Origin of the sequence: Klebsiella sp. P1954 (genome assembly GCF_018199955.1) — a bacterium.
Classification (GTDB): domain Bacteria; phylum Pseudomonadota; class Gammaproteobacteria; order Enterobacterales; family Enterobacteriaceae; genus Klebsiella; species Klebsiella pneumoniae.
The window spans coordinates 209226-225021 of record NZ_CP073373.1 but is presented as its reverse complement, the minus strand read 5'-3'; the positions used below and the strand labels follow the sequence as shown (position 1 = coordinate 225021).

The following is a 15796-nucleotide window of genomic DNA, read 5'->3' as shown; positions in this document are numbered from 1 at the left end:
GGAAGCCGACATGATACATCCTATCGCTAACGCCCCCTGCAGCTGGGGCGTCGATGACCCGAAAAACCCTAACCTCCCTGCCTGGGCTACCGTGCTGAAGGAGGCGGCGCAGGCTGGCTATCGCAGCATTGAGCTCGGCCCCTGGGGTTATCTCCCCAGCGATCCGGCCAGCCTGCGCGCGGCGCTGGAGCAGCATCAGCTGTCGCTGGTCGCCGGCACGATCTTTGACGATCTGGTGAGCGAGGCCCATCTCCCCACCCTGGTGGCGCTGACCCATCAAATCTGCCGCAATCTGTCGCAGGTAGCCGCTGCCGAACCGATCCCGGGCCGCCCTTTCCAGCCGCCCTATCTGGTGATTATCGACTTCGGCAACCCCGAACGGGCGCGCTTTGCCGGGCGCGGCGCGCTGGCTCCGCGCCTCAATGACAAAGACTGGCAGCGCATGATGGAGCACATTATCGCCCTTAGCACCCTCGCCTGGCAGGAGTACGGTGTGCGGGCGGTTATCCATCCGCACGCCGGGGGCAGCATTGAATTCGCGGATGAGATCGAGCGGCTGGCCAACGATATCCCGCACGACGTCGCCGGGTTGTGTCTGGACACCGGACATCTCTATTATGCCGGGATGGATCCGCTCGACTGGCTGGATCGCTATTACCACCGCCTGGACTATCTGCACTTCAAGGATGTCGACCCGCAGGTTTATCAGCGCGCTATCCATGAAGGTATCGACTTCTTCACTGCCTGCGCCGAAGGGGTGATGTGCCCGCTCGGCAGCGGCGCCATTGACTATCCGGCTATCAAAGACTTTCTTGCCCGCCGGGGGTATCAGGGCTGGATAACCATTGAACAAGAGCGCGACCCGCGCCATGCCGGAGGCAGCCTGCAGGCGGTCACGGAAAGTCTGCGCTATCTGCGCGACGTCGGATTCTGACAGGAGGCACGACATGATTAACGGTTTAAAACCTCTCGACCGCACCCTGCGCTGGGGCATGGTCGGCGGCGGCGGCAGCAGCCAGATCGGCTATATTCACCGCTCTGCAGCGCTGCGCGATAACACCTTCACGCTGCTGGCCGGCGCCTTTGATATTGATGCCGAGCGCGGACGCCAGTTCGGCCAACGGCTGGGGGTGGATCCCGACCGCTGTTACGCCGACTATCAAAGCCTGTTCCGCAGCGAGGCTGCCCGGCCTGACGGCATTCAGGCGGTGTCAGTTGCCACGCCAAATAACACCCACTATGCCATCTGCCGGGCCGCGCTGGAGGCCGGGCTGCACGTGGTGTGCGAAAAGCCGCTGTGCTTCAGCAGCGAGGAAGCTGACGAGCTGGTGGCGCTCAGCCAGCGGCGGCGCAAGATTATCGGGGTGACCTACGGCTATGCCGGCCACCAGCTGATCCTGCAGGCCCGGCAGATGATCGCCGACGGGCTGCTGGGCGATATCCGTATCGTTAATATGCAGTTTGCCCACGGTTTTCACGCCCAGCCGGTGGAACAGGAAAACGCCAGTACCCGCTGGCGGGTCGATCCCCGCTTCGTCGGCCCCAGCTATGTGCTGGGCGACCTGGCCACCCATCCGCTGTTTCTGGTCGAAACCATGGCCCCGCAGCTGAAGATCACCCGGCTGATGTGCGCCAGACAAAGCTTCGTCAAAAGCCGCGCGCCGCTGGAAGATAACGCCCATGTACTGATGGAGTATGACAACGGGGCCATCGGCTCACTGTGGAGCTCCGCCGTCAACTGCGGTTCGATGCACGGGCAAAAGGTGCGAATCATCGGTGAAAAAGCCAGTCTCGAATGGTGGGATGAACAGCCCAACCAGCTACGCTACGAAATCCAGGGCGACCCCGTGCGCATCCTCGAGCGCGGTATGGACTATCTCGATCCGCTGGCGCGTCAGGATGATCGCATCGGCGGCGGCCATCCCGAGGGACTGTTTGAGGCATGGTCGAATCTCTATCGCCGCTTCGCCATCGCCATGGATGCCGCCGACCGTCGCGACGAGGCGCTGCTGGCCGACTTCTGGTACCCGGACGCCTGCGCCGGGGCGTTCGGCGTCCGCTGGTTGGAAAACTGCGTGCGTTCTGCCGACAACGGCGCCTGCTGGGTCGACTTCCGCTAACTCGCCGGCTCAGGGCGTTCGTCCTGAGCCTTTACGGCTATTTTTCTGTCCGCGCCAGCTGGGTTTTATCCGCCTCATGGGCGCGATCCGCCAGCCCCTGGAACGCTCCGGCGCCATAGTATTGCGCGGGAACCGGCAGCGCCTGCATATCGTGCCCTGGATAGATCTGCAGTTCCCCGAGGTCGCGTAAGCGGAATCCTCCGACCTGCTCCGGCATGGTCAGGCGATACGGCGGCATGGTTTCGAATGGGACCGGCGTCGGCAGCCGGTTTTCCTGTAGATCGTAGTTACGCTTCAGTACCAGAAACTTATCCGGCACCCGCCGGTGACTGTTCCACCAGTCGCCGTCGATCTGCTGAAACATCGCTTCCGTCTCACCGCGCGTCGCCACCAGCAGCCGGGTCAGCACTTGTTTCAGCGCCGCATCCATGGCCTGGTTATAATCCTCCAGCGAACCGCCGTGGCCGCTGAGGATGACATTAATCGCCAGCCTCGCGCCCAGTAAATTGGAGTAGAGATCCTCGGGCGAAAAAGCGGAAATCTCTTCGGAAAACCCGGGGACCGACTGGAAGCCATACCACTGGGCGATCTCATGCCACTGGGCGATTTCGAAGGCCAGATGCCCGGCGAGCCAGGCCGCCAGCTGATAGCGCTGCCTGACGCCCGCCGGCGGCGTAAAGGCATTCAGCTGCACGCGGCGCACGCCCAGTTCTTCACTGTAGAAGATCCGCCCCGCCTGGCCCAGCGTCGGCGCAATACGATTGAACAGATAAAAGGTGTTGTCCGCCGTATCGCGCACATGGGCGATATCAATAAACCCGCCGCGGCGGGTATAGATAAGCCCGTTCTGCTCCTCGCTGAGCCCCAGCAGATTTTTCACCGCACCGAACGCGCTGTCGTTGTAATGGTGCTTACCCAGCGTACCCAGAGTCAACACATTACCGATCTGGTACATCGGGATCGGAATGCCCGCCGCGCGCACGTGCAGGTCGTAACCAAAAGCGCAGCACGGTCGCAGCGACTCCGGCGGCGGCAGCTCACCGAGGGTGGGCGCCGTATGGATCGCCGTCACGGCGGGTAGCACCGGATCCTGCGCCAGCGCCGGCAGCGCCAGCGCGAATAATAGCCAGAAGGCTTTACGCATCAACAGCCTCTCCACAGCAATAAAAGTGCGCGCATCTTACCGGCAGATAGCGCCTGCGGTTTTAGTTAAAAACGGTATTCAGCGCCGACAACGAAACTATTGCGCGCGTAAAAGCCGCTCTTCCGTTCGTCGCGGCCCGGTGGTTAGTAGTTCTTGCGCGGAAAAGCGCTGGCTATCCCCCTATTACCATCATCCTGCGGCAAGGTGGCGCGGTGATTGTATTCAAAAGGTGAATGTCGTATAACATAGCGCTACCGAGGGGTGTCCCGTGAGGGCTGAGATGGCGCAAGCCGAACCCTTTGAACCTGATCTGGGTCATGCCAGCGAAGGGACGGGTCGGCAATTTTGCCAGCATTACCGCCATTGCCTGTTCACACCCCTGCACGCCCGGATCTCCCCTGAATAAATGGAGGTCCTGTGATCGTTCCCGCTTTTAGCCAAGGTCTTTACGGCCGTTTACGCCAGCTGGCCGCCGCTGACTGGCAGCGCTATGTGGCGCATCCTTTCGTCCAGCAACTTGCCGATGGGACGCTGGCGGAAAACGCCTTTCGTCGCTATCTGACCCAGGATTATCTGTTTCTGATTCACTTTGCCCGCAGCTACGCGCTGCTGGTGAGTAAATTGCGCGCGCTGCCGGAGATGCGGGCCGCGGCCGCCTCGATGAATGCCATCCTCAACGAACTGCCGCTGCACGTCGGCTACTGTGCCCAGTGGGGGATTAGCGAACCGGAGATGGCCGCCCAACCTGAAGCCCCCGAAACCCTCAACTATACCCGCTATGTGCTGGATATTGGCCACTCGGGTGACGCGCTGGATCTGCTGGTCGCCCTGATGCCCTGCGTCGCGGGCTACGCCGAAATCGGTCTCGGCCTGCTGCAGCATCCCGCCACCCGACTGGACGATAACCCCTACGCCTCATGGATCCGCAACTATGGCGATGAAGGCTATCTGCAGGGCGTCAGCGCCGCGCTGGCGCTGTTGGAAACGGTGTGGCAGCAGCGCGGGAGCGAGGAGCGAATCACTGAGCTGAGCGAGATTTTCACCACCGCCACCCGCCTTGAGGCGCAGTTCTGGCAGATGGGCCTCAACGCCGCGGCGGAGACCCGGGCGTGACGGCGCCGGGTATCGAGGTCCGTGGCCTGAGCCTGCATGTCGGCGACCGTCGGCTGTTCGACAACCTGTCGTTTACGGTCCCCGGCGGGCAGTGGGTGTCGCTGCTCGGCGCCAGCGGCGCCGGCAAAACCAGCCTACTGCGGGTGATGGCCGGTCTGGCGCCCGCCACCCGCGGAGAAGTGGTCGCCAGCGATGGGCAACCGATTCAGGGCCGTCTGGCGTGGATGGGGCAGAAAGATCTGCTCTACCCCTGGCTGAGCGTTCGGGACAACGTCGCCCTCGGCGCGCGGCTGCGCGGTGAAAAAGTCGATCGTGCCCGGGTCGCCGCTCTGCTTGAACAGGTTGAGCTTTCATCCTGCGCCGACGCCCGCCCGGCGACTCTCTCCGGCGGCATGCGTCAGCGCGCCGCGCTGGCGCGCACGCTGTATGAGGATCGCCCCATCGTGCTGATGGATGAGCCTTTCTCGGCGCTGGATACCCTCACCCGTACGCGCATTCAGACCCTGGCGGCCACCCTGCTGGCCGGTCGCACGGTGGTGCTTACCACCCACGATCCGCAGGAGGCCTGCCGGTTGAGCCACCGCCTGCTGGTCCTCTCGGCGGCCGACGGCGACATTGATGATAGCCATCACCTCGCCGGCACACCTCCGCGCGCGCCGGACGCGCCCGATCTCCTGATCGGCCAGGCCGCCCTGCTGCAGCAGTTGATGAGGGCCCAACCATGACCGGACGTCTCTGGCGCGGCGGCATGGTATTCGGCGGGCTGATGCTCCTCTGGGGTCTGGCCAGCCGCAGCGGCATTCCCCATTTTCTTTTACCGTCCCCGCTGGCGGTCGCCGAGGCGCTATGGGTAAATCGCGCCTATCTCGGCTGGCATACGCTTATCACGCTCAGTGAGATCCTGAGCGGCCTGGCGCTGGGCGTGACGCTCGGCGTCACCCTGGCGCTGGGCATGATCCTCTCCCCCCGTCTGCAGCGCTGGCTGATGCCGCTGGTGCTCACCAGTCAGGCGATCCCGGTCTTTGCCCTCGCCCCGCTGCTGGTGCTGTGGCTGGGCTTTGGCATGAGCGCCAAAGTGGCGATGGCGGTGCTGGTGATTTTCTTTCCGGTAACTTCCGCCTTCTTTGATGGCTTGCGGCGGGTCAACCAGGAGTATCTCGATCTGGCGCGCAGCATGAATGCCTCCTTCGGTGCTCAACTGCGACATGTCCGCCTGATGGCCGCCCTGCCGGCGCTGGGCTCTGGCCTGCGCATGGCGGCGGCGGTGGCGCCCATTGGCGCGATCATCGGCGAATGGGTCGGCTCCGCCGAGGGGCTGGGCTACGTCATGCTCAACGCCAATGCGCGACTGCAAACCGATATCTGCTTCGCCGCGCTGTTTATTTTAGTACTACTGACCCTCCTGCTGTGGCTGGCGGTAGATACCCTGCTACACCGGCTGATCGACTGGTCGCCGGAATAAGAATGACGTAATAAAGGAAAACAGATGAAAAAGTCGCTATTCGCCGGGGCAACCTTGACCGCCCTGTTCAGCGGCCACGCGCTGGCCAATGAACCGCTGACGCTGGTGCTGGACTGGTACATTAATCCCGACCATGCGCCGATTATGGTGGCCGAGCAGATCGGCGCCTTTAAGGCCCAGGGGCTGGACGTCAGGATAGTCCCCCCTTCCGATCCCGCGCTGCCTCCGCGCATGGTGGCCGCCCGTCAAGCGGATCTGGCCATCACCTACCAGCCGCAGGTGCACTTCTTTGCTGACGAAGGGTTACCGCTGGTGCGTGTAGGGACTCTGATTAATTCGCCGCTGAATACGGTTATCGCCCTGGATAAGCAGATCAAAACCCCGGCAGATCTGCAAGGCAAGAAGGTGGGCTACTCGGTCAGCGGCATTGAGCAGGCCACCCTGGCGACCATGGCGCAACATGCGGGGATCGATCCGGCCAGCATCAAACTGGTGAACGTCAATTTCCAGCTGACCAGCGCCCTGCTGGCCGGCCAGGTGGACGCGGTTATCGGCGGCTATCGTAATATAGAAGCGCAGGAGCTGAAGCTGCAGGGCAAAACGCCGGTGGTGATGAACGTCGAAGATTACGGCGTGCCGGCCTATGACGAGCTGGTGATTGTCGCCCATCGCGACGCAATTCATGAGGCGAAGATCCGTAAATTCCTCACCGCCCTGCAGGCGGGAGTGGGCTATCTGCGCGCCCATCCGCAGAAGAGCTGGGAGGCGTTCGCCGCCGCCCACCCGGAGCTTAGGACCGAACTCAACCACCAGGCGTGGTTGCAAACCGTGCCCCTGTTCGCCACCGATCCGGCAGCGCTGGATAAAGCGCGCTACGAGACTTACGAACAGTTTTTATATAACAATAAGTTGGTGAAAAAAGTTACACCTTTAACAAATTATGCGGTGGAACTGCATTGAGTCTTGCTATCGCTGACGGAAGGCATTCCGTCAGCGCTTTAACGTAGCGGCAATAAAAATATAGAGACTTTCTCACTAATAATTACACTTTAAAGGGTTATAGTGACAGAGCGTTGTTCTATTATAATTCAGCAAGTTACGTTAATTTTGCCCCTGGTAAGAATAACGTCAAAATAGCGCAATCAATAAAACGTTGAATGCGGATTTAAAAAGCCATATATTGTGCGCGCTTTATGAATGCCAATTCAATTTCTTACACCAATTATTCAACCAGCGTTCAACCGCAATGCTGGTTGTGGGAGTGATATGATGACGGATAAAGTCCGTATTGATACTTTACGTGCCGATTTATTAGACGCAAACAACGAAACCTTTTTGGCCCGTCAGGCCGAATTCGAATCGAATGTCAGGAGTTACCCGCGTAAGCTGCCGCTGGCTATCACTAAAGCCGAAGGCGTGTGGCTGACGGATGCGGATAACAAACAGTACCTGGACTGCCTCGCGGGCGCCGGTACTCTCGCTCTGGGCCATAACCACCCTGATGTATTGCAGAGCATCCAAAGTGTCATTACCAGCGGCTTGCCGTTACATACTCTCGATCTTACCACCCCGTTAAAAGATCGCTTCTCCGAATACCTGCTCTCTTGCCTGCCGGGCGAAGGGAAAGAATATTGCCTGCAGTTCACCGGCCCGTCCGGCGCTGACGCCGTGGAAGCCGCGCTGAAGCTGGCGAAAAAATACACCGGTCGTACCGCGGTGATCAGCTTCTCCGGCGGCTATCACGGGATGACCCACGGCGCGCTGTCCGTCACCGGCAACCTGTCGCCGAAAGCGGCGGTTAACGGCATGATGCCGGAAGTCCAGTTCATGCCTTACCCGCACCTGTATCGTTGCCCGCTGGGCATCGGCGGCGAAGCCGGCGTGAAAGCCCTGACCTACTACTTCGAAAACCTGATCAACGACGTGGAGAGCGGCGTCCGTAAACCGGCGGCGGTGATCCTTGAAGCCGTTCAGGGCGAAGGCGGTGTGAACCCGGCGCCGGTCGAGTGGCTGCAGCGCATCCGCAAAGTGACCGAAGAGCACGGCATTCTGCTGATCGTCGATGAAGTGCAGGCCGGCTTTGCCCGTACCGGTAAATTCTTCGCCTTCGAGCACGCCGGTATTCAGCCGGACATCATCGTGATGTCGAAAGCGGTTGGCGGCGGGCTGCCGCTGGCGGTGCTGGGCATTAAAAAGCAGTTCGACGCCTGGGAACCGGGTCACCACACCGGCACCTTCCGCGGTAACCAGCTGGCGATGGCCACCGGCCTGACCACCCTGCGTCATCTGCGCGACAACAAGATCGCCGACAAAGTCGCCGCCCAGGGCGAGTGGCTGAAAGGTAAACTAGCCGAGCTGCAGAAACGCTACCCGGTGATTGGCCACGTTCGCGGTCTCGGTCTGATGATCGGTATCGAAATCGTCAAGCCGAACGAAGCGCAGGATCACATGGGCTGCTACCCGGCTGACGGCGAACTCTCTGCCCTGCTGCAGAAGAAATGCTTCGAAGCGGGCCTGATCCTCGAGCGTGGCGGTCGTCACGGCTGCGTGCTGCGCCTGCTGCCGTCCCTGCTGATCAGCGACGCGGAGCTGGACGTGTTCCTCGACAAATTTGAACAGGCCCTGCTGGCCGCCGGCGTAAAACCGGTCTGAGTGGAGTAAGTGACCGCCATGTCCACATTGAATCCGATTCTTGCTGGTTCAGCGCAGAGCGTTGAAGCCTATCAGCAGGTTATCGAGCAGACCAGCCAGGCCGTTGTGCAGTGGCTGAAGCAACCTGAGATGTATCAGGGGAAAAGCGTTGACGAGCTGCGTGAGCGTATCTCCCTTGAATTTAACGAACAGGGTTTGGGTAACCAGGCGGCGATTGATCGTGCGATCGAGTACTTCCTGAAAGACAGCCTGTCGGTGCATCACCCGCAGTGCGTGGCGCACCTGCACTGCCCGAGCCTGGTGATTAGCCAGGCGGCGGAAGTGCTGATTAACGCCACCAACCAGAGCATGGACTCCTGGGATCAGAGCCCGTCGGCAACCATTATCGAGATGAAGCTGATCGAATGGCTGCGCGCCCGGGTCGGTTTTCCGGCGGGCGACGCCGGCGTCTTCACCAGCGGCGGCACCCAGAGCAACCTGATGGGCCTGATGCTGGCGCGCGACGCCTTCTTCGCCCGTCAGGGCCACTCCATCCAGCAGGATGGGCTGCCGGGGGATATCCGCAAGTACAAAGTCTTGTGCTCGGAAAACGCCCACTTCTCGGTGCAGAAGAACATGGCGCTGATGGGCCTCGGCTACCGCTCGGTAACGCTGGTGAAAACCGACGAATTCGCGCGGATGGACGTGTCCGACCTGCAGGCGAAGATTGCGCAAGCGCAGGCTAACGGCGAGCAGATCATGGCGATCGTCGCCACCGCCGGCACCACCGACGCGGGCGCTATCGACCCGCTGCGCGACATCGCCGGTATCGCTGCGGAACATCAGATCTGGCTGCACGTTGACGCAGCCTGGGGCGGCGCCCTGCTGCTGTCTGAGCAGTATCGCGACTACCTTGACGGTCTGGAGCTGGTGGATTCCGTTACCCTGGACTTCCATAAGCAGTTCTTCCAGACCATCAGCTGCGGCGCATTCCTGCTGAAGGACGCGCGCCATTACGAGCTGATGCGTTATCAGGCGGCCTATCTGAACTCCGAGTTCGATGAAGAACACGGCGTACCGAACCTGGTGTCTAAGTCGCTGCAGACCACCCGTCGCTTCGATGCGCTGAAGCTGTGGATGGGTCTGGAAGCGCTGGGCCAGAAACAGTATGCGGCGATCATCGATCACGGCGTCACGATGGCGAAAAACGTGGCGGAGTACGTGAAGTCGCAGCCGACGCTGGAGCTGGTGATGCAGCCGCAGCTGGCGAGCGTGCTGTTCCGTTCCCGTCCGGCGCAGATGGCCGGGAGCGACGCGGCGGCTATCGCGCTGCTCAACCAGCGCGTCGGCGACGCCCTGCTGGCCTCCGGCCGCGCTAACGTCGGCGTAACCGAGCACAACGGCGTTACCTGCCTGAAGCTGACCCTGCTGAACCCGGTGGTGACGCTGGATGACGTGAAGGTTCTGCTGAACCTGGTGGAGCGCACCGCTCAGGAGCTGCTGGCGCAATAACCTGCCTTAGCGAGGCGGCGCCTGCCGCCCCGCTGTCAGCCTTGCCTGCAATAAGCCGATAATGTCCTTATCGGCTTTTTTTATTTCTTTCCGCACCGCTAATGCTCTCTTCGCAGGGCCCGTTGACCCCTGCCTCTCGCGATGCCACAGTACTATCTCGAAAATAACAACGTTCAGGATAAACGTCCTGAAAATGGGGATGATGATGGAGAAACGCTTACCAGGGCTGGATCTCGACGCCCTGCGCAGCTTTGTGACCGGCATGGAGTGCGGCAGTTTCGCCCAGGCAGCGCTGCGCCTGTCGCGTTCCACCTCCGCGGTCAGCGCCCAGCTTAAAAAGCTGGAGAGCCAGTGCGGTGCGGCGCTGGTGGTTAAGCAAGGCCGACATCTTGCGCTGACGGCAGAAGGCGAAAAGCTGATGAGCTACGCCAGACGCCTGCTGGCGCTCAATGATGAAACCCTGCGCGCGCTGCAGGGTGAGCGGCTCACCGGCGAGATCCACCTTGGTATGCAGGAAGATTTTGGCGAATCGCTGATGCCGGAGATCCTCGGGCAATTTAAACGGCATCATCCGCAGGTGCGGATAGTCGCCAGGGTGGATCGCAATGGTCCGCTGCGCCAGGCGCTGGCGGAAGAGGCGCTGGATCTGGCGCTGCTGTGGCAAAGCGAAGATCAGGGTCCCGGGCTGGGCCTCTGCCCGCTGGCGTGGATTGCGCACCCTGACCTGGACATTCGCGCTCTGCTGGTCTCCGGCGAGCCGCTGCCGCTGGTGATGTTCGACAGCCCGTGCCTGATGCGCTCCCGCGCCATTGCCTGTCTCGATGCCGCGGGGATCCCCTGGCAGGTGGTGTTCGTCAGCCACAGCCTGAGCGGCATTTGGGCGGCGGTGCAGGCCGGGCTGGGCCTGACGATACGCACCCGCATCGGCATGCCAGGCAACCTGCGCCCCGCAGGAGGACTCCTGCCAGCTCCAGGAAGTCTGGCCGTCAGCCTGCGACAAACCCCGCGTGAGGAACACCATTCCGCCGCCGTGGCGCTGCTCGGCGAACTGATGACCGAGGCCCTGCAGGGATGGCTCGACAGGTGACACTGTCACGCCATTTCCATTCACCCTCACCCTAACCCTCTCCCTGAAGGGAGAGGGAACCGTTCGGCAGCATCTGTTACCCCCCTCCACATTCTGTCTCCCGTGCAAGCGCAGCCCAGCCCAGCGCCGTTCCCGCTTCAATGCCCGGTGGCGGCTACGCCTTACCGGGCCTACATTCTCCCTGCGCGCTCATGTAGGCCGGGCAAGCGCAGCGCCGCCCGGCAACAGGCACAAGAGATGAACGGAACCGTCCGGCAGTCACCGGCAATGGACATCCAGCGCCGTTCCCGCTTCAATGCCCGGTGGCGGCTGCGCCTTACCGGGCCTACACTCTCCCTGCGCGCTCCTGTAGGCCGGGCAAGCGCAGCGCCGCCCGGCAATGGGCACAAGAGATGAACGGATCCGTCCGGCAGTCACCGACAATAGGCATTCCGCGCCTCTCCCGCTTCAATATGCGCGCTGATGTAGGCCGGGCAAGCGCAGCGCCGCCCGGCAACAGGCACAAGAGATGAACGGAACCGTCCGGCAGTCACCGGCAATGGACATCCAGCGCCGTTCCCGCTTCAATGCCCGGTGGCGGCTGCGCCTTACCGGGCCTACACTCTCCCTGCGCGCTCCTGTAGGCCGGGCAAGCGCAGCGCCGCCCGGCAATGGGCACAAGAGATGAACGGATCCGTCCGGCAGTCACCGACAATAGGCATTCCGCGCCTCTCCCGCTTCAATGCCCGGTGGCGGCTACGCCTTACCGGGCCTACATTCTCCCTGCGCGCTGATGTAGGCCGGGCAAGCGCAGCGCCGCCCGGCAACAGGCACAAGAGATGAACGGAACCGTCCGGCAGTCACCGGCAATGGACATCCAGCGCCGTTCCCGCTTCAATGCCCGGTGGCGGCTGCGCCTTACCGGGCCTACACTCTCCCTGCGCGCTCCTGTAGGCCGGGCAAGCGCAGCGCCGCCCGGCATCAGCTATAAGGGCTGGAGGGATCCGTCCGGCAGTCACCGGCAATGGACATCCAGCGCCTCTCCCGCTTCAATGCCCGGTGGCGGCTGCGCCTTACCGGGCCTACACGCGGTTCCGTAACGATGTAGGCCGGGCAAGCGCAGCGCCGCCCGGCATCAGCTATAAGGGCTGGAGGGATCCGTCCGGCAGTCACCGGCAATGGACATCCAGCGCCTCTCCCGCTTCAATGCCCGGTGGCGGCTGCGCCTTACCGGGCCTACACGCGGTTCCGTAACGATGTAGGCCGGGCAAGCGCAGCGCCGCCCGGCATCGGGTATAAAGGCTGGAGAGATCCGTCCGCCAGACGCCTGCGCCGCGGGTCAGGCTTTGCTCTCCTGCAGCAGCTGCTGGATCACCTGCTCCTGGCGGGCATAATCCCCTTCGCCGAATGCGGTATAGCGCAGCTGCCCGCGAGCGTCGAAAATGTAATGCGCCGGCCAGTACTGATTGCCGAAGGCGTTCCAGATGGCGTACTCATTATCCGCCACCACCGGGTAGGTTATCCGCCAGTCCTTCACCGCCTGGCGCAGCAGGGGCAACGAACGCTCCCAGGGATATTCCGGGGTATGAACGCCAATCACCACCAGGCCCGCCGCGCGGTATTTGTTCGCCCAGTCGCGCACGTAAGGCAGGGTATGCTGACAGTTGATACACTCCCGGGTCCAGAAATCCACCAGCACCACGTTGCCCTTCAGACGCTCCGGAGTTAACGCCGGGCTGTTGATCCATGCGCTGCCCCCCGCCAGAGAGGGCATCGCGCTGCTGGGCTGCGGCGCGGCGATCGGCTGGAGGCTGGTCTTTTGCTCCGGCTGCGGCAGACGGGCGGCCAGCCGCTGCTCCAGCGCCTGGCTCAGTCCACCAGCGCTCTGCAGATAGCGATCGCCGCCGCTGGCGATCAGCGCCACCGAGGCCAGCATTGCCCCCCCTGCCAACCGGCGCAGCCGTTCGCCGAACGCCTGTCCGCGACGCAATCTGGCGATCAACGCCGCCCCGCACCACCCCAGCAGGAATAACATCAGCGCCCCGCCGCTGCCGTAGGCCAGCAGCAAGCCGCCGGTAGTCGCCTGCCCCGGATGCACAAAGCCCAGGCTAAGTATCGCCCCCAATACCGGCCCGGCGCACGGCGCCCACAGCAGGCCCACCGCCAGCCCGGCCAGCAGAGAACCGATCCAGCCGCGCTGGCGTGAACTGGCATCGTTAAGCTGATTCCCCAACGCTACCAGGGGTGAGGTCAGCCGTTGCGCGACGCGTTGCGAAAGCAGACTCAGCCCGACCAGGGCGAAGAACGCCAGCGCCAGACCGCGGCCTGCGAGGGTCAGATTCACCACCCAGCCGCTGGCGACCGTCACCAGCCAGGAGACAGCGCCGAACATCAGCGCCATTCCTGCCAGCATGATCGCCAGCTGCCCCCGGCGGCCCCGGACGCTGGCGAACAGCAGCGGGATCACCGGCAGCGTACAGGGGCTCAGCAGAGTTAACATCCCGCCCCAAAATGCAATTAATATCGACATCGCCTTCTCCTCATTATGCCGTCGCTGCCGAGAGTGGCAGCCACGACATTACAGCAAGGCCATGTAAGGCGAATGTGTCGGGAAAGGGGGAGAATTGTCGGCTTAGTTATCCGTTTTCCCCGAAGATACATCAGGATACAATCCCGCCGCGGCAAGGCGAACGCTGGCGTCCAGGCCGCCCTGCGGGCGGTTGGCCAGGCGCAGCGCGCCGTCCATCTGGCTGACCAGCTGCGCGGCGATCGCCAGCCCCAGGCCGGTGCCGCCGGTATCGCGATTGCGCGAGTCCTCCAGGCGATAAAACGGCTGCAGCACCTCCTGCAGCGAGGCCTCCGGGATCCCCGGCCCCTCATCCAGCACATGAAGGGTGATATCCCCCACGGCGTCACGGGTCAGGGTTACCGTGGCCGTCGTACCGAATTTCAAGGCGTTATCGATAAGATTGGTCATCACCCGGCGCAGAGCCTGCGGCGGGATCCACACCACCCCGGCGGTCTCTTCGGGACAAAACTGGACCGGCCGGCCGACATCGGCATAATCGCAGACGATGGTGTCGAGAAACGCATCGAGATTCAGCCGCTGTCGCGCCTCCTCCAGCGGCTGCGAGGTGCGGGCGAAGGCGATGCCCTCCCGCACCAGACGGGTCATATTGTCGAGATCCTGCAGTAGCTTATCGCGCAGTTCCGGCTGGTCGGCCATCTCCACCCGCAGCTTCATTCGGGTTATCGGGGTTTGCAGATCGTGGGAGATGGCGGCAAGGATCCGCGCTCGCTCCTGCAGATGATCGTGGATGCGCGCCTGCATCGCGTTAAACGCGCGGGCGGCGCGACGCACCTCCTCCGGCCCCTGCTCGGCCATAGTTCCCGCCGTGTCGCTGGCCGGCTCCAGGGCATTTACCGCGTGGGTAAAGCGGGAGATGGGCAGCAATACCTGGCGAACCGCGTACCAGGCGCAGGCCAGCAGGAGGACAAACTGAGCGATCAGCACCACCGGCAGCCAGCGGGCGATGGCCGGTAGTTTCGGCCACAGGTCGAGGGTCAACGGCGCGCCGTCGTGAAGGGTAATATGGGCCTGAATATGCTGCCGCGGGCCGGGGATCGCCACAATACTTACCGGATACTGCGCGCTCAGCGCCTCCTGCAGGGAGCGGGCCGCGTCCCGGGCGCGCCAGCTGTCCGGGTAATCGCCGCGCTCCCCGGCGTCCAGCAGATAGCGATAATTGCCGCGCGCCAGCTTCGGCAGCCATTGTGGGCGCTCAGCGGCCGGCAGGCGGTCAAGGATCGCCACGCTGGTGGCGACATCGGAAGCCAGATTGCCCAGCATCACGCTGCGAGCGCTGCTCATACGCTCATAAAACAGCAGCGACAGGGTTAAGGTATTCGCCAGCAGCAGCGCCAGAAACAGCAGCGCCATCAGCCTCGACTGCAGCGAGGCGGGCCAGAACCTCATTCATGCCTCTCGCGAATGGAGACCGGTACCGACAGCACATAGCCTTCGCTGCGCACCGTTTTAATGTAGGCCGGCTCGCGAGCATCCTCCCGTAGCCGCTGGCGCAGTCGGCTCACCAGCAGGTCAATTGACCGCTCAAACAGTTCCGCGTCGCGTCCCTGGGTCAGATTGAGTAGCTGATCGCGGTTCAGCACCCGCTGTGGGTGGTCGAGAAACACCCGCAGCAGCCGATACTCCGCCCCGCTGAGGGCGACGATGGCGCCGCTGTCGTCCAGCAAATGGCGAGCGGCAGTGTCGAGCAGCCAGTCGCCAAAGGCGATCAGCCTGCCCGCCTCGGTGATCTGCAGGTTCGGCGGCAGCGCCCGGGTGCGGCGTAAAATGGCTTTGATGCGCGCCAGCAGTTCGCGAGCCACAAAGGGCTTAATCAGATAATCGTCAGCCCCCATTTCCAGGCCGAGGATCCGGTCGCTGTCATCGGTGCGGGCGGTGAGCATCAGCACCGGGATATCCTGCTGCGGGTTAGCGCGCAGCTGGCGACAGAGCGTTAAGCCATCCTCTCCCGGCATCATAATATCCAGCACAATCAGGTCAATTTGATGGTTTTTGAGTACCGACCACATGGCTTTGCCGTTCGCCGCGCCGCTGGCGCGATATCCCGATTTTTCCAGATAGTCGACAATCAGTTCCCGGATGTCGCGGTCGTCGTCGACGACCAGGATGTGGTCAATACGCTCCAAAGGCTGCTCCTGGGGCAAAATAAACTCTTCACAAG

13 protein-coding genes, 1 pseudogene and 1 riboswitch are annotated in these 15796 nt (G+C 62.5%); of the genes and pseudogenes, 9 read left to right on the top strand and 5 right to left on the bottom strand.

What is annotated here, in order from left to right:
* The first annotated feature begins 10 nt into the window (after positions 1-10).
* Complete coding sequence (locus KB890_RS01125) at positions 11-934, top strand: TIM barrel protein (protein WP_004179995.1); 924 nt, start codon at positions 11-13, stop codon at positions 932-934.
* Between the two features lie 13 nt (positions 935-947).
* Positions 948-2120 carry a Gfo/Idh/MocA family protein gene (locus tag KB890_RS01120; RefSeq protein WP_004179997.1) on the top strand — a complete coding sequence of 391 codons (1173 nt, stop codon included), beginning with the start codon at positions 948-950 and terminating at the stop codon, positions 2118-2120.
* A gap of 37 nt (positions 2121-2157) precedes the next feature.
* On the opposite strand, the gene KB890_RS01115 is transcribed toward KB890_RS01120, so the two are convergent.
* Both KB890_RS01115 and KB890_RS01110 read right to left on the bottom strand, forming a co-directional pair.
* Positions 2158-3264: a DUF4056 domain-containing protein gene (locus tag KB890_RS01115; RefSeq protein WP_002905531.1), complete on the bottom strand. Its 1107-nt coding sequence runs from the start codon at positions 3262-3264 to the stop codon at positions 2158-2160.
* 65 nt (positions 3265-3329) lie between these two features.
* Positions 3330-3511 (bottom strand): annotated as a pseudogene (locus tag KB890_RS01110) (hypothetical protein).
* A riboswitch (TPP riboswitch) is annotated at positions 3512-3613 on the top strand.
* Between the two features lie 68 nt (positions 3614-3681).
* Here KB890_RS01110 and tenA point away from each other — a divergent pair.
* From tenA to KB890_RS01075, 7 genes are all read left to right on the top strand, one after another.
* Complete coding sequence (gene tenA, locus KB890_RS01105) at positions 3682-4377, top strand: thiaminase II (protein ID WP_004180000.1); 696 nt, start codon at positions 3682-3684, stop codon at positions 4375-4377.
* Positions 4374-5102, top strand: coding sequence for an ABC transporter ATP-binding protein (locus KB890_RS01100; protein WP_094932906.1), 729 nt, complete (start codon positions 4374-4376; stop codon positions 5100-5102). The genes tenA and KB890_RS01100 overlap by 4 nt, the downstream gene beginning before the upstream one ends.
* On the top strand, positions 5099-5839 hold the full coding sequence (locus tag KB890_RS01095; protein WP_004180004.1) for an ABC transporter permease: 741 nt from the start codon (positions 5099-5101) through the stop codon (positions 5837-5839). Before KB890_RS01100 ends, KB890_RS01095 begins: the two co-directional genes overlap by 4 nt.
* Before the next feature lie 24 nt (positions 5840-5863).
* A complete protein-coding gene (locus KB890_RS01090) occupies positions 5864-6799 on the top strand; it encodes an ABC transporter substrate-binding protein (RefSeq protein WP_004180008.1) in 936 nt (311 codons plus the stop codon).
* Between the two features lie 306 nt (positions 6800-7105).
* Positions 7106-8491: a diaminobutyrate--2-oxoglutarate transaminase gene (locus KB890_RS01085; RefSeq protein WP_002905540.1), complete on the top strand. Its 1386-nt coding sequence runs from the start codon at positions 7106-7108 to the stop codon at positions 8489-8491.
* A 9-nt stretch (positions 8492-8500) separates the two neighbouring features.
* Positions 8501-9982: a pyridoxal phosphate-dependent decarboxylase family protein gene (locus KB890_RS01080; protein WP_004217942.1), complete on the top strand. Its 1482-nt coding sequence runs from the start codon at positions 8501-8503 to the stop codon at positions 9980-9982.
* Positions 9983-10175: 193 nt separating this feature from the next.
* The gene (locus KB890_RS01075) at positions 10176-11069 is read left to right on the top strand and encodes a LysR substrate-binding domain-containing protein (RefSeq protein WP_020323908.1); all 894 of its coding nucleotides are present in this window, start codon (positions 10176-10178) and stop codon (positions 11067-11069) included.
* 1318 nt (positions 11070-12387) lie between these two features.
* Here the strand turns inward: KB890_RS01075 and KB890_RS01070 are convergent.
* The 3 genes from KB890_RS01070 to KB890_RS01060 form a co-directional block, all read right to left on the bottom strand.
* Positions 12388-13578, bottom strand: a complete 1191-nt coding sequence (locus KB890_RS01070) for a cytochrome c biogenesis protein/redoxin (RefSeq protein WP_004180012.1) — start codon at positions 13576-13578, stop codon at positions 12388-12390.
* A 102-nt stretch (positions 13579-13680) separates the two neighbouring features.
* Positions 13681-15024, bottom strand: coding sequence for an ATP-binding protein (locus KB890_RS01065; RefSeq protein WP_004180013.1), 1344 nt, complete (start codon positions 15022-15024; stop codon positions 13681-13683).
* The gene (locus KB890_RS01060; RefSeq protein ID WP_004180014.1) at positions 15021-15761 is read right to left on the bottom strand and encodes a response regulator; all 741 of its coding nucleotides are present in this window, start codon (positions 15759-15761) and stop codon (positions 15021-15023) included. Before KB890_RS01060 ends, KB890_RS01065 begins: the two co-directional genes overlap by 4 nt.
* Between the last annotated feature and the right edge of the window lie 35 nt (positions 15762-15796).